The 20,894-nt window shown below is 57.3% G+C and carries 21 protein-coding genes; 13 read left to right on the top strand and 8 right to left on the bottom strand.

Annotated elements, in window-relative coordinates:
* The first annotated feature begins 43 nt into the window (after positions 1–43).
* A complete protein-coding gene (locus RQ935_RS01630) occupies positions 44–793 on the top strand; it encodes an HAD-IIB family hydrolase (RefSeq protein ID WP_311496970.1) in 750 nt (249 codons plus the stop codon).
* Here RQ935_RS01630 and RQ935_RS01625 read toward each other — a convergent pair.
* Positions 790–1,677, bottom strand: a complete 888-nt coding sequence (locus RQ935_RS01625) for an RNA methyltransferase (protein WP_311496923.1) — start codon at positions 1,675–1,677, stop codon at positions 790–792. The genes RQ935_RS01630 and RQ935_RS01625 overlap by 4 nt on opposite strands.
* A gap of 206 nt (positions 1,678–1,883) precedes the next feature.
* On the opposite strand from RQ935_RS01625, the gene RQ935_RS01620 reads away from it, so the two are divergent.
* Entirely contained in the window at positions 1,884–2,543 is a 660-nt protein-coding gene (locus RQ935_RS01620) for a hypothetical protein (RefSeq protein WP_311496922.1), read from the top strand.
* A 46-nt stretch (positions 2,544–2,589) separates the two neighbouring features.
* Here RQ935_RS01620 and RQ935_RS01615 read toward each other — a convergent pair whose 3' ends face one another.
* The 3 genes from RQ935_RS01615 to RQ935_RS01605 form a co-directional block, all read right to left on the bottom strand.
* The gene (locus RQ935_RS01615; protein ID WP_311496921.1) at positions 2,590–3,636 is read right to left on the bottom strand and encodes a quinone-dependent dihydroorotate dehydrogenase; all 1,047 of its coding nucleotides are present in this window, start codon (positions 3,634–3,636) and stop codon (positions 2,590–2,592) included.
* 36 nt (positions 3,637–3,672) lie between these two features.
* Positions 3,673–4,677 carry an aldo/keto reductase family protein gene (locus RQ935_RS01610; RefSeq protein WP_311496920.1) on the bottom strand — a complete coding sequence of 335 codons (1,005 nt, stop codon included), beginning with the start codon at positions 4,675–4,677 and terminating at the stop codon, positions 3,673–3,675.
* Positions 4,678–4,773: 96 nt separating this feature from the next.
* The gene (locus RQ935_RS01605; protein WP_311496919.1) at positions 4,774–5,409 is read right to left on the bottom strand and encodes a DUF3043 domain-containing protein; all 636 of its coding nucleotides are present in this window, start codon (positions 5,407–5,409) and stop codon (positions 4,774–4,776) included.
* A gap of 83 nt (positions 5,410–5,492) precedes the next feature.
* On the opposite strand from RQ935_RS01605, the gene RQ935_RS01600 reads away from it, so the two are divergent.
* The 6 genes from RQ935_RS01600 to RQ935_RS01575 all read left to right on the top strand — a co-directional run bounded on the left by RQ935_RS01600 (position 5,493) and on the right by RQ935_RS01575 (position 10,581).
* Positions 5,493–6,866 carry a dipeptidase gene (locus tag RQ935_RS01600; RefSeq protein WP_311496918.1) on the top strand — a complete coding sequence of 458 codons (1,374 nt, stop codon included), beginning with the start codon at positions 5,493–5,495 and terminating at the stop codon, positions 6,864–6,866.
* A gap of 10 nt (positions 6,867–6,876) precedes the next feature.
* Complete coding sequence (locus RQ935_RS01595) at positions 6,877–7,386, top strand: hypothetical protein (protein ID WP_311496917.1); 510 nt, start codon at positions 6,877–6,879, stop codon at positions 7,384–7,386.
* A gap of 122 nt (positions 7,387–7,508) precedes the next feature.
* Positions 7,509–7,853 carry an iron-sulfur cluster insertion protein ErpA gene (gene erpA / locus RQ935_RS01590; protein WP_311496916.1) on the top strand — a complete coding sequence of 115 codons (345 nt, stop codon included), beginning with the start codon at positions 7,509–7,511 and terminating at the stop codon, positions 7,851–7,853.
* A 203-nt stretch (positions 7,854–8,056) separates the two neighbouring features.
* Positions 8,057–8,941, top strand: a complete 885-nt coding sequence (locus RQ935_RS01585) for an FKBP-type peptidyl-prolyl cis-trans isomerase (protein ID WP_311496915.1) — start codon at positions 8,057–8,059, stop codon at positions 8,939–8,941.
* 52 nt (positions 8,942–8,993) lie between these two features.
* Positions 8,994–10,049 (top strand): FKBP-type peptidyl-prolyl cis-trans isomerase, encoded by a 1,056-nt coding sequence (locus tag RQ935_RS01580; RefSeq protein ID WP_311496914.1) that lies wholly within the window; start codon positions 8,994–8,996, stop codon positions 10,047–10,049.
* Positions 10,050–10,176: 127 nt separating this feature from the next.
* Positions 10,177–10,581: a DNA-binding response regulator gene (locus tag RQ935_RS01575; RefSeq protein WP_311496913.1), complete on the top strand. Its 405-nt coding sequence runs from the start codon at positions 10,177–10,179 to the stop codon at positions 10,579–10,581.
* Positions 10,582–10,586: 5 nt separating this feature from the next.
* On the opposite strand, the gene RQ935_RS01570 is transcribed toward RQ935_RS01575, so the two are convergent.
* Complete coding sequence (locus RQ935_RS01570) at positions 10,587–10,931, bottom strand: hypothetical protein (RefSeq protein ID WP_311496912.1); 345 nt, start codon at positions 10,929–10,931, stop codon at positions 10,587–10,589.
* 45 nt (positions 10,932–10,976) lie between these two features.
* On the opposite strand from RQ935_RS01570, the gene RQ935_RS01565 reads away from it, so the two are divergent.
* From RQ935_RS01565 to RQ935_RS01555, 3 genes are all read left to right on the top strand, one after another.
* A complete protein-coding gene (locus RQ935_RS01565; RefSeq protein WP_311496911.1) occupies positions 10,977–11,786 on the top strand; it encodes a lysophospholipid acyltransferase family protein in 810 nt (269 codons plus the stop codon).
* A 36-nt stretch (positions 11,787–11,822) separates the two neighbouring features.
* On the top strand, positions 11,823–13,022 hold the full coding sequence (locus RQ935_RS01560) for a pyrophosphate--fructose-6-phosphate 1-phosphotransferase (RefSeq protein WP_311496910.1): 1,200 nt from the start codon (positions 11,823–11,825) through the stop codon (positions 13,020–13,022).
* A 102-nt stretch (positions 13,023–13,124) separates the two neighbouring features.
* On the top strand, positions 13,125–14,519 hold the full coding sequence (locus tag RQ935_RS01555) for a class II 3-deoxy-7-phosphoheptulonate synthase (protein WP_311496969.1): 1,395 nt from the start codon (positions 13,125–13,127) through the stop codon (positions 14,517–14,519).
* 85 nt (positions 14,520–14,604) lie between these two features.
* Here the strand turns inward: RQ935_RS01555 and pknB are convergent, their stop codons facing one another.
* Positions 14,605–16,722, bottom strand: a complete 2,118-nt coding sequence (pknB, locus tag RQ935_RS01550) for a Stk1 family PASTA domain-containing Ser/Thr kinase (RefSeq protein WP_311496909.1) — start codon at positions 16,720–16,722, stop codon at positions 14,605–14,607.
* Between the two features lie 80 nt (positions 16,723–16,802).
* On the opposite strand from pknB, the gene RQ935_RS01545 reads away from it, so the two are divergent.
* On the top strand, positions 16,803–17,174 hold the full coding sequence (locus RQ935_RS01545) for an Rv2175c family DNA-binding protein (RefSeq protein WP_311496908.1): 372 nt from the start codon (positions 16,803–16,805) through the stop codon (positions 17,172–17,174).
* On the opposite strand, the gene RQ935_RS01540 is transcribed toward RQ935_RS01545, so the two are convergent.
* On the bottom strand, positions 17,171–18,256 hold the full coding sequence (locus RQ935_RS01540; protein WP_311496907.1) for a polyprenyl synthetase family protein: 1,086 nt from the start codon (positions 18,254–18,256) through the stop codon (positions 17,171–17,173). The genes RQ935_RS01545 and RQ935_RS01540 overlap by 4 nt on opposite strands.
* 97 nt (positions 18,257–18,353) lie before the next feature.
* On the opposite strand from RQ935_RS01540, the gene RQ935_RS01535 reads away from it, so the two are divergent.
* Complete coding sequence (locus RQ935_RS01535; RefSeq protein ID WP_311496906.1) at positions 18,354–20,180, top strand: RNA polymerase sigma factor; 1,827 nt, start codon at positions 18,354–18,356, stop codon at positions 20,178–20,180.
* Positions 20,181–20,283: 103 nt separating this feature from the next.
* On the opposite strand, the gene RQ935_RS01530 is transcribed toward RQ935_RS01535, so the two are convergent.
* The gene (locus tag RQ935_RS01530) at positions 20,284–20,760 is read right to left on the bottom strand and encodes a GNAT family N-acetyltransferase (RefSeq protein ID WP_311496905.1); all 477 of its coding nucleotides are present in this window, start codon (positions 20,758–20,760) and stop codon (positions 20,284–20,286) included.
* Positions 20,761–20,894: the final 134 nt, after the last annotated feature.

Genomic DNA, 20,894 nt, shown 5'->3' with positions numbered 1-20,894 from the left:
TTCAGGATTGCCCGTGAGCTTGCACGTTACCCCCTCTGAAGCCCTGCGTCTGGTCGCTTTCGATCTGGACGATACGCTGGCAGCCTCAAAAATGCCCCTTGACACCGAAATGGCGGCGACCCTGGCCAGACTGCTGAACAGCTACGAAGCAGCCATAATTTCCGGCGGCCAGCTCTCTCAGTTCCAAACCCAGGTTCTTTCCCGACTCGTCGACCAGCCGGCTCCAAAGCACACGCTGCATCTGCTGCCCACCTGCGGCACCCAGTATTACCGGATGGAACCGGGCAGGGGACCGGAAGAATTGGTGCGCGTCTACCGTCGAGACCTCGCGGATTACCTGCGGCGACAGACTGTTGAAACTATCGAAACAACTGCTCGTGAACTTGGCTTTTGGGAATCCTCACCGTGGGGAAACATCATCGAGGACCGCGGCACCCAGGTGACCTTTTCCGCCTTGGGTCAGCAAGCGCCCCTCGCGGCAAAACGAGCCTGGGACCCCGACGGCTCGAAGAAAGCCGCGTTGGTGCAGGCGCTGGGAAAGCAGTTGCCCCAGCTGGAGGTGCGCAGCGGCGGGGCTACCTCGGTGGACGTCACGGCACGCGGAGTGGATAAAGCTTACGGCATCCGCTCCCTGCTGGAATCGACCGGATACACCCCGCTCAACCTCGTGTTCTTGGGGGATCGTCTCGACGAGCGGGGCAACGATTATCCGGTACTGGCGACCGGGGTACCGTGTCAGGCGGTGAGCGGTCCCGCGGACACTTTGGCCTGGCTGCGGCGGTTGCTCGCCTAGCGATCCCAAGTTTCGGTTGGTGATGAGCCGTTTACAGGCGGTTTCGCGGCCGTCGCCCAGCAGGCGATAGCGATAGCCCCGGCCACATTCAGGGAATCGACCCCGTGAGCCATCGCGATGCGCACCACTTTATCGGCGCGGGCAATCGTCCGCGGTTTCAATCCATCCCGTTCAGCTCCTGCAATGAAAGCCACCTTTCGAGTCGGGTCAGTGGCCAGTTCCGCTGCGTAATCTCGCAAGTCCTGAGAGTCCTCGCGCAGCGCCAGCGCGACCAGTTCAAAACCAGACTCGTGAAATAACGCCGGGTCGGGCCAGCGCTCCAACCGGGTCCAAGGCACTTGAAAAATCGTGCCCATCGAAACCCGTACCGCCCGGCGATACAGCGGGTCAGCGCACGAGGGCGTGACCATGATGGCGTCGTAGCCGCAGGCCGCGGCACTGCGCACCGCTGCTCCCACATTCGTGTGATCGACCAAATCTTCCAAGATTAAGACTCGGGACGAACGGTTCAGGATTTCACGCGGATCCAGGGCCGGTTTGCGTTGCATGGCCGCTATCGCCCCGCGGTGCAGATGGAAACCCACCAGGCGCTCCAAGAGGGCTTCCGGGGCCACAAACACCGGAATGGGTCCGCCGTCGTCCGCAAATCCGGTGGCGGGACTGGCGGCCAGGAGCGGACGGATGAAATCCAACCAATGCGGGGCTAAAAGCACGGAGCGCGGGGTATATCCGGCGCGCAGAGCTCGGCCGATGACTTCGTTCGATTCCGCCATGAACAGCCCCTGTTCCGCTTCCAAACTGCGGCGCAGATTTACGTCTTTTAACTGGGTGTAGTCATTGAGATATTCCGGGTAGGCGGTGAGGGAATCCAGGTCAATCAGCACGCTTAATTGTGCCTTTTAATCCCCAAAATTCCCAACTTTAGACCGAAAACAAGCGGATTTACAGAGTTTTCCACAAGGGGGGCGAAATCGGGGTTTTCCACAGGTAAGAAAAACTTATTTCGACACCCGCCCTGGTTGTGAGAACACTGAAAACTAAGAAGGAACGGCGCCAACCGGGTCTTGGGGGAAAACAGAAAGGAATATCTATGGCGACTTTGGAAATTATGCAAGAACTGCGGAATTGGAGGGCTCAGGAAGTGCCGCATCATGACGTCAGCTGCGATTGCGAGCGCTGTAACTTAGCAAAAACCATGTCTTTAGAAAGTTTGCGGGGACTAATCGGCAATCCTCAGCTGGATCCGGGCATTTATGGGCCGCGAGGCTGGACGGTGCTGGAGGGGGTCACCACCCTGACTCTGCCGTATTCGGACTGGATGTGGTTCGATATGGCTCGTGAATATCCTGACGTGGATGTAGAGGAAATGGTTGACTATCTGCCGTACTCGGACGGGGATGAGTGGTTAGCCACCCAACTGTTGAAAGTGATACCGCCCAACGCATTGGACGAGCGGCAAAACTATGCACCTCGGGTGGAGGATTTGCTGCAGTTCGTCGTTAAACATCCCGGTGAAGCCTTCTTTTCCGGATACATGATCGGTCCCCAGCGCTTTGATGAGCGTTTGAGCATAGATACTATATTTGTGTCCCCGCACCTGTTGGGGCTCAGTCCCGACGATGAGGATCCGCACGCGGCTTATGCCGGACTGAAGCGCTTTGAGTTGGGTGAGGACGCCTGTCCCGATGAAGTCAGTGTCTTTCATAACAGGTACCTGAATCGGCAGCTGTGGCGGTTCTGGTGGGATTAGTTAGGCTCAACGCGAGGCAAGCAGGATGTCTTAAGCTGGTCGAAAGCTAACTGTGGGTTAGCTCCCGATTCAATTGTGCCGGCCAGCCGGGGCCTTCATAGATGAACGCGGAAAACCCCTCGATGAGGTTCGCGCCGGCAGCCAGCATAGCGCGGGCATCATCAAGGGTCGAGATGCCACCGACCCCGATAATGGTTTTCTCCCGGCTCAGGTTTGCTCGCAGCACCTTCACGACCTCCAGGGCGCGGTTTCGCAGCGGCGCGCCAGATACTCCGCCGGCACCCAAATCGTGCTTGATGGTCGTGTTGGTCGCCACCACCCCAGCCAAGCCCTCATCCATAGCCAGCCGCGCTACCGCAACGATGTCCTCATCGGCCAGATCCGGGGCAATTTTTACAAACACGGGCAGCTCGGATAATTCTTGGAACTCCAGTTCGCGTTGCACCGCTTTGACGATGGGGCGCAGGGAGGAAACTGCCTGTAGGTCACGTAATCCGGGGGTGTTTGGCGAGGATACGTTGATGACCAGGAAATCTACCAGGGCAGCCAATACCCGCGTGACTTTACGGTAATCTGCCGGGGCTTTTTCGGGGGGAGTGACCTTGTTCTTCCCGATATTGGCTCCGATGATGATTCGTTCACCGTATTCGGTTCGCCAGCGCCGTAACCGGCGAGCTGCCACTCGGGCGCCTTCGTTGTTGAAGCCCATCGCGTTGCGCAGGGCGCGTTGTTGCGGGATACGCCACAAGCGAGGACGGTTGTTGCCGGGCTGTGGCAGGGGAGTGATGGTGCCGATTTCCATAAAACCAAAGCCCAGCGCGTCCCACATGGCGACCGCGCGGGCTTCTTTGTCCATGCCTGCCGCCAAGCCGAGAGGGCCGTAAGTGCGGAATTCGATTCCCGAAAGGTCGGGGTCAAAATTAGTCCGGGGCAGGGGCCAGGTAAAACTCGGTTCCCCGCGCCGCACTATCCGGGAAACTGCCTGGCGTGCCAGGCCAAAACGTCCCCAAAATGCTAGCCAGTCGATAGCGCGACGATGCACCCATTCAGCATCGAGCTTCACGAAAAGGTGACGAAACACAAACTTGTACATAAAGGCAAGTCTAGTCGGGACGGGAGAGGAACCGCGCTAGGGACGCTTCAACGGAGACTTGGGATAATCATCGGGCTGCGTATGAACCACAAAATCCCCCAGCACATCGTCGATGAGAGCATTCAAATGGTCGTCAATAGTCACGTCCAGAGCTCCCAAATTGTCCTCAATCTGAGACGCTTTGGAAGCGCCGATAATGACTCCGGAAACGTTGGGGCGAGCCAGTAGCCAGGCCAAAGCCAGCTGATTCATACGACACCCGGCTTCTTCCGCGACCCGGCGCAATCCCTGCACCGCGGCCAGCAGGTCGTCCTGCATCCAGCGGTGCATAAACTTGGCGCCAACTTTGCTGGCCGCGCGCGTTTTTTCTTTAGGAGTTTCCCCCGGACGGTACTTCCCGGTCAACACCCCTTGTGCCAAAGGAGAAAAGCACAGGTGTCCCATGCCGTTGTGTTCACAAGACTCGACGACCCCGTCCTCGACGACTCGCCACAGCATAGAGTATTCAGCCTGATTAGAGACCAAGGGAATCTTTAGCTCACGGGCCAGATGCGCCGCGTCGCGAATCTGGTCTGGATACCACTCGGAAACCCCAACGTAGAGAATCTTTCCGGCCCGCACCAGGTCGGCAAAAGCCAGCATGGTTTCTTCCAGTGGGGTTTCATAATCGAAACGATGCGCCTGATAGACATCCAGGTAATCGGTGCGCAACCGCTTCAAAGAGTTGTGGCAAGATTCAAAAATATGTTTGCGGGACAGCCCGGCATCGTTCGGTCCGAAGCCCTTAACCGGCCAATAAACCTTGGACATCAGCACCAAATCCTGACGATCCACGTCCCGCAAAGCCCTCCCCAAGACTTTTTCGGCATCGCCGTTGGCGTAAACATCAGCGGTATCAAATGTAAAAATTCCGTTCTCCAGGGCGGTCCGAACGATTTTTTCCGCAGTTTTGTCTTCTATTTGGGCTCCGTGAGTGAGCCAGTTTCCGAGAATTAGCGAAGAAATCTTAAGTCCAGAGTTACCTAAATAACGTGTATCCATGATGCCCAGTCTATAAGTTATAGGGCCTTGACCGCGACTCTTAACGAGCGGTAAACGCTGAATTTACGCTGATTTAACAATAGAACAGCGCGTTTATCAGGAATTTCGCTGCTGTTTAGCGGACTTGCCGCGCCCCACCTGAGGCTTCGGGCTGCGCCACCGGCGAATCATGATGGCGCGCGTAAAGGCATACCAGCGTAAACCGCGCGGCACGTTGTCCGCACCCAGACGCTTCACCACCTTCCGCCGGGCTTGTCCCGCGATAAAACCGGCATCTAACATACCCAGAATCAAGACAGCGTAAGAGCCAATCAAAGTCCAGGTATTGACTTTTTGAGCCAAATCCGAGTCTTGCCGGTTCAAAATGGAAACAGCAATCAAGCTGAGGGCCATGAGCGCCAGCATCGTCACAATCATGAATTCAGCGAAACTGTAACGTCCGTCAATATAGTCCCGGGTCATCCGGCGAGCCTGGCCACGATGTTGATAAGGCAGCAAATCTTCACGCCCCGTGCGCAAACCTTCCTGTTCGCGTTCGTAGCGGCGGCGTGATTCCGCGCGCGCCCGCTCTTTCGCGACCTTCTTGTCAACCCCCAGCAGTCCCTGGTAGTTGCGGGCTTCCTGCTGTTTACGAGAAGGGGTGGGCCCCTTCTTTTGGCGTGGGTTGGTGGTGGTTTTCGATTCGCCCGTGTTTTCAGCTTCGCTTGGCTGCTGCTTTTTTAATAGACTCATGATAGGCAAATCATGCCACAGATTTTTTATGTTGGAAAACCGGCAAAGTGACCGGCAAACAAAAATAGGGAAAGGAAAATGCGGTGGAGGAAGTAACCTTGCGTGAACGCGCAACTGCCGATTTCAACAATGTAGTCGAGTTCTTGAAAGGCTTGGTGCGGATTCCCGCGGTGTCCTCTCTGCCGAAACATGCCTCGGATATGCAGGCCAGCGCGGAATACATTGTGAAGAACCTGGAGGCAGCTGGAGCCACGGCGCGCATTGTGACCGTGACCGATTCGAAAACCGGTTTGGTTTCTCGTCCTGCAATTTTGGCTGAAAAGTCCGGACCAGCTGGCGCTCCTACCGTGCTGCTCTATGCACACCACGATGTGCAGCCCACCGGGGACTTGGATAAGTGGGATTCGGATCCGTTTGAGCCGGTGGAGCGCGACGGCCGTCTCTATGGCCGCGGTGCCAGCGATGATGGAGCCGGGGTGGCCACCCACTTGGGAATGCTGCGGGCGTGGGGCGATGAACTACCCGTCAACGTGAAAATCTTTATCGAAGGCGAGGAGGAAGTCGGCTCTCCAACCTTTACCGCCTTCCTGGAACAGAATCGGGAATTCTTGCAAGCTGATGTCATCATTGTGACGGATTCCGGAAACTGGGACGTGCACCAACCAGCCCTGACCACCGGCCTGCGCGGCGTGTTGAGCGTAGACGTGAGCGTCAAGACTTTGGACCACGCCGTGCATTCCGGGGCTTTCGGCGGGGTCACCTTAGATGCCCTGACCTGCCTGTGCCGGCTCATCGCTACTTTGCACGATCACAAGGGCAGTGTGGCGGTTCCGGGATTGGTGACGAATACGGTGGCGGACGTGGACTACCCAGAAGATGACTTGCGGAAACAAATGGGTGCTGTGGCGGGGCTGGAACTGACGGGAACTGGTGACCTTGCCTCCCGCCTGTGGACCCAGCCGGCTATCAGCGTCATCGGGATTGACGCGCCCAGCGTCGCGGCCAGCTCGAATACGATTATCCCGCAGGCGAAAGCCCGCATTTCTATGCGGATTGCCCCCGGTCAGGACCCTCAAAAGGCAGCTCAAGCGCTGTCGGATTACCTGGTCGCCAACGCTCCTTTCGGAGCCGAAGTTAGCGTGGAGTGCCTGGAAGCCGGTCCGGCCTATGCCGCCAACCTGGATTCTCCGGTGCTGGCTTTGATGCACGGAGCCCTGACCGATGCGTTTGGGGTCAAGAGTGTCAATATCGGTCAAGGCGGCTCGATTCCATTCATTGCCACTTTCCAGGATTTTTTTCCCGCTGCCGAAGTCCTCGTGACCGGGGTAGAGGATCCCTACACCAACGCCCACTCGGAAAACGAATCCCAAGATTTAGCTGATTTGCAAGGGGCAGTGCTCGCTGAGACTCTGCTGTTGGGGCGGTTAGCTAATGGCTCCGCACAGGCGCTCAACTAGGTTCAGCCCGGTGCGAATCCAGATTCTGGCGACCCCCGAATTCGCCGATTTTGCCCAGGACTTTTGCGGCGCGTGGAGCCAGTACCATCCGGCTGACACCCTGCACCTGGACGTGGCGGATTTACAGCCGGCCAAGCCGGCACGAGCTGAGTGCACGAGTCCTGCCGCGCTCAACTCGGCCGTTCCCAACCCGGACAGCACCGGCACGGCGCTTGTGAAAGGACTGACCATTGTCAGCCCCCGGCAAGTCAGGCTGGACGCGCAGGCGGATCTGTACCTGGTCATCCAACGGGAAATCACCGATGCTCCCGGCCCGGCTGACTTGGCGAACCTAGTTGTAGCACGGGCGGCTCGGCACGGCATTCAACCAGTGGTGGTGTTGGCTGCGGATTCCCCGCTGTCACGTCGCCAGCTGCAGGAATCGGGCATCGCGCAAGCCTACTTTCTCACCGAACACCCCGCACGTAGTGCCGCGCAGTGGGGCCGTATCCTGGGTCAAACCTGGCATTTGCCCGATTGAGAGCAACGACTGCCCGACAGGTGGTGATATGCCCAGGTCAGGGCGGTGCCAAAACTGAGGAAGAAAAAACGACATAAATAAGGTTAGACTAAGTTGCAGTGTTTTTTCATGAAGGAATATAGATGGAGACAGCTTCTTTGACCCACGAGGTCACTTTGACGGATGCCGCAGTAGCAAAGGTTAAATCCTTGCTGGAACAGGAAGGCCGTGATGATTTGCGGCTTCGCGTGGGCGTAGCTCCCGGAGGCTGTTCCGGTTTGATTTACCAGCTCGAATTCGACGATGAACTCTCCGATGACGACGCGGTACGGGATTTCGATGGCGTTGAGCTGGTAGTTGACAAAATGAGCGTGCCCTATCTGGCTGGCGCCACGGTTGATTTCCAGGACACCCTGGCTCAGACCGGGTTCGTTATCGATAACCCCAATGCGGTCAATACCTGTTCCTGCGGAGGGTCCTTTCACTAGGGCAGTCCTGTTAGGCGTCGCGGCGATCTCGGTTTTCCGAGCTCGCCGCTTTTTTAGCGCCACGAGGCGCGGTTCATCGGTTTAGGGCGGGGCACTGAAATAACAAACTCGAAAAGTTGGTAACAATCAGGCCCGAACGAGGACTTATTCACGGTAAAATCAAGTTTAAACAATTCTGAACTTGAGTATTCCTGGGGAGTATCGTGTTACGAAAAATTGCCTTGGCTCTGACGGCTGCCAGCCTCGCACTGTCGCTTTCTGCCTGTTCTAAACCTGCTGGCAGCGAAATGCCTACCGTGGCTTCGCCCCAGTTCGGGACGGTTCCAGAGATCAATTTCCCGGCAGCCCCGCCGCCGGAGGCTCCCGTGATGAAGGTGCTCGATGACGGCGATGAGAAAGGCGAGACGGTCAAGGACGGTGACCTGGTCGTAGTGGACTACTACGGCAAAGTCTGGGGCGGCGATTTGATGCCCGATTCCACCATCACCGACGCGGCGGGACCGCGCGCGATTTCGCTGGCTCATCCGCCGATTGAAGGCTGGAAAGAGCTTAGTGGGGTCAAGGTCGGTCAGCGGGTTCTGCTCATTCTGCCCCCGAACAAGGCTTACGGCGATATGGGTGCCAGCAGTATTGGTGTTAAAAAGGGCGACACGCTGGCCTACGTGGTAGACGTGCGTTTAGCGGTGTCCGCGGACGCGGCCTCCAAGTTCCAAGTTACCCTCACCAATAACCCGCTGCCGGCTGGCATCAGCATTGGGGCGGACGGCCAAGGTGCGTACACCCTGAACACTGCGGCGGCAGGGGCATATCCCTCCAAGCAAACCACCGCGGTTTACGCCACTGGCGACGGTCCGGCAGTCGAATCGGGACAGGGCGTCATCGTGAAACGGGTCAGTACGGATTGGAATGGACAGACCACCGCCGCTGACTGGAATGCCGGCGAGTTACTTTCGGTTTCAGCTGACTCATTGGGTTTGGCTGATTTGCCGTTGGGCAGTCTGGTGCTGGTTCTCACTCCGGCTACGCCCACAGCTGACCCCCAGGTGGAATTGTTGCAGCTGGTTTCCGCTTACGATCCCAACCGTTAGCACCGCGGTGCGGGGACACGAAACCTAAATTTTGGTGAAAAGAGGAGCAATATTGCAACGCCTACAGAAACAACTAGCGGTACTTTCCCTGTTTGCCTTGGCCGCCGCGGGTTTGACGGCGTGCCAAGAGACCCCCAAAGAGGATAACGCCCCGCTGGCCAACCCGAAAAACTGTGTTAAGACCATTACCCCGGCCACATCTGCGGAACCTGCGGCGGTAAAACCGGTAGAGAACGGACCGGTTCCAGCGGTGAATCCCCCCGATGGCTTCGGGACGGAACCGAGCATTGCGGCAGGAACGGGACCGGCTCCCAAGGATTTCATTCGCACCGTGCTGCATGAAGGTACCGGGACGGTTGTTTCGGCAAATGCTGACGTCATCGTCCACTACAAGGGGCAAAAGTGGAACGGTGAAGTCTTTGACGATTCTTGGCAAAAGGGCGAACCTGCCCACTTTTCTCTGGGCAACAACATTATCGAAGGCTGGACTTGGGGTTTGGCCGGGCGCAACGTCGGAGATCGGATTGAGCTCGTCATTCCGCCGCGCTTGGCATACGGGGAGCTTACGGAACGGGAACAAGCCGCTAAAGACGCCGGGCAGCCCTTGCCGGATCAGGTTCACCCGCTAGCTGGCGAAACTCTGGTGTTCGTCATAGACATTTTGTTCGCGCCTCCGGTGACGGAAGAAACCCAGTTGGCGGCCTACACCCAGCTTTTGGCGCAGTCCCAACCTACCGGGGCGAAACTTCCCGACGGTCTGCGCATCTATTGCAGTCCCGGCACCGAACCCCAGCCGGCGTATGTTGAAGGGGCAAAAGTTCCCGGCAAGGCCTTCAACGTTTGGACTTTGGAAGGCCAGGGACAGCCTATTCAGGCCGGCGACCAGGTCGGATATGTGGTTGTTTCCGGTTCTTGGGGAGACAAGCCCACCTCGACTTGGATTAACGGCCAAGGCGTGCTGTGGGCGGATGCGGAGACCATGAAAGCGGTGGGCAAAAACGTCGGCTCTCGGCTGGTGATGGTGGGGCCTCCGAACAAATCCGCGCCGCGCGGGGTCGTCCAGATTGTCGATATTGTAGACGCTATCGCTCTTCCAACTTTGGAATAGGCAGGTACAGAGGATTCATCTGGTTGGCAGGCTCGGGCTACGCCCGCCGGTGGGCGCAGCTGAACTGTTTGGCGTGCACACCATCGGTAGGTAAAATGTTCATGTCCTCAGTAAAGGAGCAAATTCTATGGAAGCAATAGCAGGCACCGATGCCGTGCAAGTCATGCTTTTCAGTGGCAATCCCCATACCCGTCAAACTGTCATGGATGCGGCCGGACTCAGCGGTAGTTTTGATATACCGCCGATAGAATGGCAAGAAGTGGCGACCCCGGATGCGGTGAAACAAAATTTCGCTGAGAACCGCTATGCGGCTCTGGTGCTTGACGCTGAAACCTATCAGGAGGGCGGGCAGTCAGTGGCCCGTTGGCTCAATATCCATGCGGATAAAGTTCCGCCTATCATCATGCTGGTGGCTCGCCAACAGGACGAATGGATGTCACGCTGGTCAGGGGCCAGCTATACCGTGCCGGCCCCCTACGAGGCGGAAGCCATGATGGCTGCCTTAAAGCAGGCTCTTTCTGCGGCGGCTTGAGAGCCCTAGCGTCGGCGGATGGGCAACAGTAAACCCATACCCACCGCTAGTGCCAGCAGGCACACAATGGCGGCTACTGCCGAATAAGCAGGTTGCGTAATCCCCAGGATTATGAAGCCGATGATGGCGGCAACCAGCAGCAGCCAACCGACCTTGGTGCGTGTCCGCAAAGTCGGTAAAGGGGGATTGGGAGCCACGAAGCCTTCAGTGTCTTCCGCTGGAGTCCAGTCCCGAGGTCCGAAACCTCCGAGTTCGGGAGTGGCCGCCGCGAGTTGCTCGAAACGGCGGTTGACTTCCTCAGGGGTTTCCTCATCGCGATCCTTGTGACCGCTTCGTTTACGAAACGTCATATTTGAACTATACATGAAGCCCTGTGGGCACTGGAGGTATCGACTGTGTACAGATTCTCAAAGTTTGTCGCCGGACCGTTGTTGCGCCTCTTGTTTCAGCCGTGGATACGCGGAGCGGATAACATTCCCGAAACCGGACCGGCAATTTTGGCTTCCAATCACCTCGCCGTCATCGACTCGGTGTTCCTGCCGCTGATGAGCAAGCGGGAAATTACTTTTGTAGGGAAATCCGATTACTTTACCGGCACCGGCTTTAAAGGCTGGATTATCAAGCATTTTATGCAGTCCGTGGGGGTCATTCCGGTAGACCGTTCCGGCGGCAAAGCCTCCCAGGTCGCTTTGGATAAAGGTCTGCAGGTTTTGGAACGCGGCGGGCTGTTCGGTATCTATCCCGAAGGCACCCGCTCCCCGGACGGCAGGCTTTACCGAGGCAAAACGGGGATTGCTCGGCTGTCTCTCATCAGCGGCGCCCCGATTATTCCGGTGGCGATGGTGGGAACGAACAAATCGCAGCCTATCGGCAAGACCATCCCCAAGTTGGAGCGTATTGGGGTCATCATCGGAAAACCTCTGGATTTCTCCCGATACAAGGGTATGGAGAACAACCGCTATGTGCTGCGTTCCATTACCGATGAAGTCATGTATGACCTGATGCTGCTGTCCGGCCAGGAATATGTCGATGAATATGCCGCCAATGTAAAAAAACGCCTGGAAGCGCAACGGAAAGCCGGCAGGGAAACCGGCAAAGACTCCGAAACAGCCGCAAGTGAGGCGGGGACTTCGGATACTTCCCCTTCCGAGGAACAGCCGGATACCACACCAGACTTAGCCACCCAGCCAGGCGATGAATCTTAGAATGTTAAGGAATAGGACAACGAGAAAGGCAGAAATATGGCTCTGAAGCGAGTAGCTCTGTTGACGGCCGGCGGTTTTGCGCCGTGCCTGTCCACCGCGGTGGGCATGTTGATTGAACGGTACACCGAGTTGGAACCGGAGGTGGATATCATCGCTTATGAGCACGGCTATCACGGTCTGCTCACCGGCAAGTATTTGCGGATTGATGATGATGCCCGGGCTCATGCCGCCCGTTTGCAGCTCTATGGCGGTTCACCCATCGGTAACTCCCGGGTCAAGCTGACGAATACAGCCGACCTGGTGAAACGAGGTCTCATCAAGGAAGGCGAGAACGCCCTGAAAGTCGCCGCGGATCAGCTGGTGAAAGATGGTGTTGACGTGCTGCACACCATCGGCGGGGATGATACGAACACGACCGCCGCGGATTTGGCTGCTTACCTCGAGGAGCACAGCTATCACCTCACGGTGGTGGGCTTGCCAAAGACTATTGACAATGATGTGGTGCCGATTCGTCAATCTTTGGGTGCCTACACGGCGGCGGAAAATACTTCGCTATTTGCCCAGCACATTATTTCTGAATCTCGGGTATCTCCGCGAATGCTGATTGTGCATGAGGTAATGGGGCGCAACTGCGGATGGCTGACGGCGTACTCGGCAAAGCTGTATCGCGAGTGGTTGGATCAGCAAACCTTTGTGCCGTCGGTGGGCCTGGATCGCAAACACTGGGATATTAACGGTATCTACGTGCCGGAGATGCACATGGATATCGAAGCCGAAGGCAAACGCCTCAAGAAAATTATGGACGAAAACGACACCGTCAACATTTTCCTATCCGAAGGCGCCGGGGTCATGGACATTGTGGCCGAGATGGAGGCTCAGAACCAGGTCGTCAATCGTGACGCGTTTGGGCATGTGCGTCTGGACGAAATCAACCCGGGACAATACTTTGCCAAGCGTTTTGCCAAGGCCGTAGACGCCGAAAAAGTCCTGGTTCAAAAATCCGGTTACTTCGCGCGTTCTTCACCGTCCAATCAAGCTGACTTGCAGCTCATCAAGGGCATGGTTGACCTCGGCGTGCAGTGCGCTATCGCCGGAGAATCCGGGGTCATTGGACACGATGAGGAAAATGGCAACCGTTTGAGCTGTATCGATTTCCAGCGCATCAAGGGCGGCAAGCCGTTCGACGTGAATCTGCCGTGGTTCCGCCAGATGCTCCAGGAGATTGGCCAAGCCTAGGCTTTTCAGGTTTTCTCACCTGCCTCGCTCCGGGTTAAACTATAGGAAAGTTGCCCGGAGCGAGGGCTTTTAATGGCAAACACACGAAGTGAGAACGCGGAAATGGTCTTGAATACACTACGGGATTTTGAAACTGTCTGGCGCGGCGCAGCTGCTTTCCAGCAGCCGCACTATCCTGACCCAGCCAAGGTCGCCGAGGTTTGTGCCGCTTTGAAACAGCGCCCGCCGCTGGTTTTTGCCGGAGAGGTCAACGAACTGCAAAACCTGATGGCACAAGCTTGCGTCGGGGAGGCTTTCGTGCTGACCGGCGGGGATTGCGCCGAAACGTTCGCGGAGTCCACAGCCGACCACCTGAAACTAAAAATTCAGACGATTCTGCAAATGGCAGTCGTTCTGGCTTACGGCGGGGGACTGCCCATCATCAAAATGGGCCGCATGGCAGGCCAATACGCCAAACCCCGCTCTTCTGATACAGAAACCCGCGACGGGGTGACTTTGGAATCCTACCGGGGTGACGCGGTCAACGGACACGAGTTCAACACGGAGTCGCGCACTCCTGACCCGCGCCGGCTCATGTCCTGCTACCAGTATTCCGCCGCCACGCTGAACCTGATTCGGGCTTTCACCCAGGGCGGTTACGCGGATATGCGCCGGGTCCACGAGTGGAACAAAGGCTTTATGCGCAACCGGGCTTACTCGAAATTTGATGACGTGGCTACCGCGATTGATGCAGCCATGCAGTTTATGAAAGCCACCGGGGTTCCCTCGGACGCGCTGCGAACCACCGATTTTTATGCCTCGCACGAAGCGCTCCTCCTAGAATACGAAAGCGCCCTGACCCGCGTGGATTCCATCAGCGGGGATCTGTACGACACTTCCGCGCACTTCCTGTGGATTGGGGAACGCACTCGCCAGGTGGACGGGGCACACGTGGCTCTGCTCTCCCAAGTGAAAAATCCGCTGGGAGTTAAGCTTGGGCCGAACTCGACTCCTGATGACGTGAAAGGGCTCGTGGAACGGTTGAACCCGGAGGGGTTGGCGGGACGTTTGACCTTCATCACCCGGATGGGAGCCAGCAATATCCGGGAAAAACTTCCCCCCCTGCTGCAAGCCGGCAAAGACACCGGCACTCCTCTGGTGTGGATGTGTGATCCGATGCATGGCAACACGGTAAAGACCGGTTCGGGATACAAAACTCGTCACTTTGAGACGATTCTGGACGAGGTGCGGGGGTTCTTTGCCGCGCACGAGGCCGTGGGGACGATTCCCGGGGGCATTCACGTGGAACTGACGGGCGAGGACGTAACCGAAATCGTTGGCGGTACGGAAACTATCGACGAATCCGCCCTGGCGAACCGTTACGAAACCTTGGTGGATCCGCGTTTGAACCACCAACAGGCTCTGGAACTGGCTTTCCTGGTAGCACAAATGCTCGCTCAGGCGAAGCCGGGAATCCAACCGGCAGACTTAGAGAACTTTCCGGCACTGGGTTTTTAATCCGCGCCTTTCGGGTCGAGTGCGGCGTTGATTGGGTAGCGATTTTTCGAGGGGGCAGCCCTCGGTTCGCCGGGTTTAAGTGTGCTTAGAACAGGGTAATAGTCACCGCGGAGCCGACTTTTGCCATGGTTCCTGCGGAGGGATTAGAGTTCAAGACTCGCTTGGAATCCCCGAAAGTCCGTTTCACGTTCACCGTAAACCCGGCGGATTCCAGGGCGGCGCGGGCATCACCTTCGTTTTTGCCGAAAACATTTGGCACCGCCACCATTTCCGGGCCTTTAGAAACCACCAAGGCCACCTGATCCAGCCGGTGAACCGTGGTATTGGGGGCCACGCTTTGGCTGATGACCTTACCTTTGGGCACACTATCCGAGAAATCTTCCGTGACTTGAGGCTGCAAACCGACCCGGGTCAACTCGTTTTGAGCCTCCTGGCTCGGTTGACCAACCAAATCTGGCATCGATACGGGTTGGCGTCCCTTGGAAAGCGTAATTTTCACAATAGTGTTGTGCGCTACGCTGGCATTTGGAGCCGGATCTTGCACGGAAACCTGCCCCTGGGGCACGGTGTCGTGGAAGTCCTCGCTAATCTGCGGGGTGTCAAAGCGAGCTTTCCTCACCAGCTCCAAGGCTTCCTCTCGCGTTTTTCCGGTCAAATCGGGCATTGTCAGCATTTCGACGCCCTTGGAGACAAAAATTTTCGCGGTCTGGAAACGTCCCAGCGGCTTGCCGGGCGCAGGATTGGTGCGAGCCACGTTACCGGCGGGAACGTTGTCGTCGAACACATCCACACGTTCAAAAGGCACATCGGCAGCGGTGAGGGACTTGGAGGCGTCCGACCACTGTTGATTGACCACGTCGACCATGGGTCTAAACGAACCCGGACCCCACAGGAAGAACCAGGTCAGGATAGCCGCCAACAGGACTATGGCACCGATTATCGCCGCAATCACAGGCCCTCGCTTCTTGTGTGGGGTGCCTGTATCGCCGTCCGCGGGCGCAACGGCAGGCGTCGTGGGGGTCGTTGGGGTCAGTGCGGCTCCTGCCTTACGTTCCCGGCGGCGTTTCCACCAGGACTTTCGATGCGTTGGAGAGCCGGGAGCGCCGGGCAGCGGAACTTCGTTGAGAGTTGGGGTCAGTTCCTGGTCCAAGTCTGCATCGGGGGTGCTGGGTGCCGCTGGAGTATCTCCGCGCAGCGCCATCTCGGTTGGGTCCAACTCGGCAATGGTTTGGTTGACCAGTTCCAGGGCAGCATCACCGTTCAAAGGCCGTTTGGCAGGGTCTCGCGTCGTGAGTTTCGCAATCAGGTCGTCGACGGGCTGCGGCACCCAAGGCTCGGTATCTTTAATGTGGGGAACATCTTTGTTCACGTGGGCGTAGGCAATTTGGATGGGGGAATTGCCGGAGAACGGGGGAACTCCAGCCAAAAGCTCAAAAAGCATGATGCCGGTCGCGTAAACGTCTACGCGGGAATCCGCGGCAGCCCCCGAGACGGTTTCGGGAGACAGGTACGCTACCGTCCCCAAGATTGAGCCGGTGGTGGCAGCGGTGACTTCGGAGGCGGCGCGCGCCAAACCAAAATCGGCGACCTTTACCTGGCCGGTTTCCGGCAACAGCACGTTTTCTGGCTTCACATCGCGGTGAATCAGGCCGGAGCGGTGGGCGGCGGCCAGGGCTTGGAGGATTTCTTTGGTAATTTTGAGGGCTTCGCCCACCGGCAGGCAGCCCTGCGAACGTAGGTAAGTACGCAGGTTAGGACCTTTGATCAGTTCCATAACCAGGTAGCTGGAGCCCTGGGCGCTGCCCTGGTCATACACCGCAACCACGCCGGGATGGGTCAGCTTTGCCGCCGCACGAGCCTCGCGGCGGAATCGGGCCACAAAGTCCGTTGACTCCGCCAGGTGCGGATACATAATTTTCAAAGCTACCGGCCGATCCAAGCGCGTGTCTCGCGCCCGGTACACGGTAGCCATCCCGCCGCGGGCAATTCGCTTTTCAATGACATAACGGGCATCAATAGTCTGTCCCACCAGGCGATCCGGGGGATTTTTCGGGGCTTGCGGAGCTGCGGCAGCGGGCAGGGAAGGCGCGAAAGAATCAGGCATCTCTCCGTTAGAGTGGCGTCCCGTGGAAGTCGGTTTTGGTGCCGGCACCGCGGTCGTGGCTCCGGTACCGTCAAAATTTTCCTTTTCTTCGTCACTCACGCCCAAAAGTCTAGGTTAAATTGCTCGGTATTTCTGTGTCCCTCCCCGTGATGCGCCGCTTTTTGCATTAGTTTTGCATTGTGAGTGAAATCTGGAAGGAATATAACTGGCTGACTATCAGTGAAGCGGCGGCTTATCTGGGCGTGGAAGCGAAGGCCATTCGCTCCTGGCTGAAAGATGTATCCCTGCTGGCCCTACCTTCGCCAGAGGACGGAAAGCTGCGTATTCCCCAGGTTTTCCTGGTAGCTGACGAGTCTGAAGGGGGTTACCGCGGCCCGCTGGAGGTTCTGCGCGGCACCCTGATACTGTTGCGCGACGGCGGGTTCAGCGATGCCGAAGCGATGAACTGGATACTCAGCGAGGACGACAGCCTGGGGGACACCCCGTTGAACGCGTTGCGGGCAGGACGCAAGAAAGCTGTGCGCCGCGTGGCGGGAGCCTTGGCTCTCTAGTTGGCGCGGTTCACCAGGGAGGATCCGAAAGCCGCGAGCTGCCGTTTCACTTCCGTGTCGCATGGCATGGCGTCAAGGTATCTCTGGGATTGTTCCAGATGCTCATTCATCAGGTCGGAAATGGCGCGCCGTGCTCCGGAACCGGTGATGATGGCACAAATGTTGTCAATGATAGGCGGGGTCAAGTCCGGCGCCCCCCAGTAGCGCATCAGATAGTCTCGTCCCTGGTCATCAGTCATTTCCCAAGCGAGGGCGAGTTGCACCGTGCGTTTGCCAGAACGAATATCATCCCCGGCCGGTTTCCCGGTCAGTTCTTGGTCGCCAAAAATTCCCAAATCATCATCGCGCAACTGGTAAGCCACGCCCAGGGGAGTGGCGAACCCCTCCAACTGTTCTATCAGGAAATCGCTGGCACCCCGCAGTGCGGCCCCCAGCAACAGCGGTATCACCACTGAGTAACGCGCGGTCTTGTGCTTGATAATCTCCATAGCGTCTTCTTTGCGCGGCGGCAGATTGGGCGAAATCTCGCGCGTTTCCGCGGAAAGGTCGAGGAACTGTCCATAAGCCACTTCAGCTTGCATAGAGACATATAAATCGCAGGCCTTTTGGGAATTCTCATTAGAGAGCGTGCTGATGGACTGGGAAAAGTAAGAGTTTGCTGCCGCATAGAGCAAATCGCCCCAGAGAATGGCCGCAAATTCCCCGAAGCGAGGTCCACCAGAGAGGAAAGAAGTCATAAACGCGATTTGCGCTGACGGCAGGCCGCGGCGTTTCATCGCTTCATCGATGATGTCGTCATGAACCAGAGCCGAAGCCTGGAACAGTTCTAGGCTGGCACCCAGGTCCAGAAGCTGGTCGGGAATCTCGTCCGTTTTGAGGGGGCCAGCGGCGCTAATCCACCCCATGTAGGCGGCGATAGCCCGAAAACGCTTGCCGCGGTTCAGTAGTCCGATAGTGGGCGCGGAAAACTCGTCAAGCTGCGTGGTGGTGAGGGCTTTGCTGGTGCAATATTTCCACGGTTCAGCTAGGCGGGCGCCGACACCGGAGCGCACGTCAGCTATCAGGGAAATTTCCTCGAGCATGACCTAAATTTACCATGTCACAAGGAATTTTGTTAGTATGAAATTATAATTGTGCCTTGTACGTTTTGAAACAATCCCTCAATGCGAAAGGTTCTCGGTGTCTACCAGCGAAAAGACCATTGAAAATCAAGGCGAAACCACCTCTGCCACCACTCGTAAGACTGCCAGTAAAGCGGCAGCGGGCTCCAAGACTGGTTCCACCACTAGGAAAACTGCAACCAAGTCTGCTGCGGCAAAAAAAACTTCGACGACTACGAAAACTTCCGGCAAATCCTCGGCGAAGACCAAAGCCGCTGCCAGCGCCAAGAGTGCGGCGAAGACGACCGCAAAGGCTGGCGCGAAGACGACCGCAAAGACGAGTGCCAAGACTACGGCGAAGACGGCCACCAAGACTTCTGCGAAAACGGCAACCGGAACCACGGCGAAGGCTGGTACGAAAGCTCCCGCCAAGGCCACCGCAAAAACAACCGCGAAGACTGGCGCGAAAACCACGGCGAAAACGAGTACTCGTTCGACGACGAAAACCGCTGCCAAGACAAAACCGGCTGCTGCGGCTGAAAAAGCTCCGGCGCGCAAGCCTCGTGCCACCAAAGCCAGCGCCAAGCCGGCTGGTGCGGGTACGAAGAAGAGCGGGAAATCGGCAAAGAATGAGGAGTTCCCCGAAGAGTCTTTGGAGGCACAGGCACTTGACGCCGAGGACGAAGCTGATATCGAGGACGAAGCCGAAGAAAAGGAAAGCGAACCTGACGAAGGCGAACTGGAAGATACCGAAATCGCTGATGAGGACTTGGAAAACCTAGAGGGCGACGACGAAGACTCAGACGATGCCGAGGAATCCGAGGAAACGGAAGACGCTGAGGAATCTGAGGACGCAGAGGATTCTGGCGGCGAAAAGTCGAAAGACAGTGAAACTAAGTCAGGCGCTAAAGCCAAGGCTCCGACCAGCGCTGAGTACACGCTTTCCGAGAGAGACGACACGGACGAACCGGCTCAAAAAGTAACCGTGGCCGGGGCGACTTCTGACCCGGTTAAGGACTATTTAAAGCAAATCGGTAAGGTCGCGTTGTTGAACGCGGAACAGGAAGTGGACCTGTCCAAGCGGATTGAGGCCGGGCTGTATGCAGACCACTTGCTGAAAACCAGCCAGGAAACCATGACTCCGAAACAGATTCGGGAACTGCACTATGTGGTTCAGGACGGACAGATGGCAAAGAACCACCTGCTGGAGGCAAACCTGCGGCTGGTGGTGGCCTTGGCAAAGAAATATACCGGACGCGGTATGTTGTTCCTTGACTTGATTCAAGAGGGCAACCTGGGCTTGATTCGAGCGGTGGAAAAGTTCGATTATTCCAAAGGGTATAAATTCTCGACCTACGCCACCTGGTGGATTCGCCAGGCCATCACCCGTGCCATGGCGGACCAGGCGCGCACCATCCGGATTCCCGTACACATGGTGGAAGTCATTAATAAGCTGGCCCGCGTCCAGCGGCAAATGCTGCAGGACCTGGGACGCGAACCCACCCCGGACGAACTGGCGCAAGAGCTCGAGATGACCCCGGAAAAGGTCGTGGAAGTCCAGAAATACGGTCGTGAGCCGATTTCCTTGCACACCCCGCTGGGTGAGGACGGCGACTCGGAATTCGGGGATCTGATTGAAGACTCCGAAGCAGTGGTTCCCGCCGACGCGGTCAGCTTCATGATGCTCCAAGAACAGCTACAGCGTGTCTTGGACACCTTGAGCGAGCGTGAATCTGGCGTGATTGCGATGCGTTTTGGCCTCAAAGACGGTCAGCCCAAGACCTTGGACGAAATCGGGCGCCGCTACGGGGTGACACGCGAGCGCATCCGCCAGATTGAGGCCAAGACTATGTCCAAGCTGCGCCACCCGGCCCGTTCTCAGTCTTTGCGCGATTACTTGAACTAACAGCGACCCCCGTTAGCTAGTGCGTCATCGCGTTAACGCTGTATCTGTTTTAGTGGGGGCGCTTCGTCGCTGGGGGCGCTCCACATCCCGGTTCGGCTCGCGTTTAGTTCGGGTCAGACTCGCGCAGCATCTTGATATGGGGGATATTGTCCTCCAAGTAGGGCTCGGAAATCTGGCGGAACCCGAGGCTTTCATAGAAACCCTGGGCATAGACCTGTCCCTCCAGATAGATGGCTTCGGCGTGGAAACTCTCTTGGGCCACGCGTATTCCCGCTTTCATGATTTCTGAACCCAGACCCTGGCGGCGGCGCGCGGCAATGACGCGGCCGATTGCGACATATTCGCTCTCCACGCCGCGGTCCAAGACGCGCAGGTAAGCCAGAATCTCGCCGTCCTGTTCCAGCCACACGTGCAGAGAATCCTCATCGCGCCCATCAATTTCCGGGTAGGGGCAAGCCTGTTCGACCACAAAAACATCAACCCGCAGTTTCAAGATTGCATACAGTTCCGTGTTACTAAGCTGCGCAAAAGTCTTAACCTTCAGCTCCAAAGTTGACGCCTCCTGTGTCGTGGGTTTCATGCCTTATCGCCCTTTTAGTCTACCAGCAGTTTTACGGGGCCACGCAGAGCGAAAACCGAGAGCACGGGGGACAAAAAGCGGGTTGCTCGGCAAGGCAACCTGAACCGCGGCGCCGCTGCACATAGGATATAGCC

Origin of the sequence: uncultured Mobiluncus sp. (genome assembly GCF_963511525.1) — a bacterium.
GTDB lineage: Bacteria > Actinomycetota > Actinomycetes > Actinomycetales > Actinomycetaceae > Mobiluncus.
Note: the sequence above shows the minus strand (reverse complement) of the source record. Positions and strands in the feature narration are given on the sequence as shown.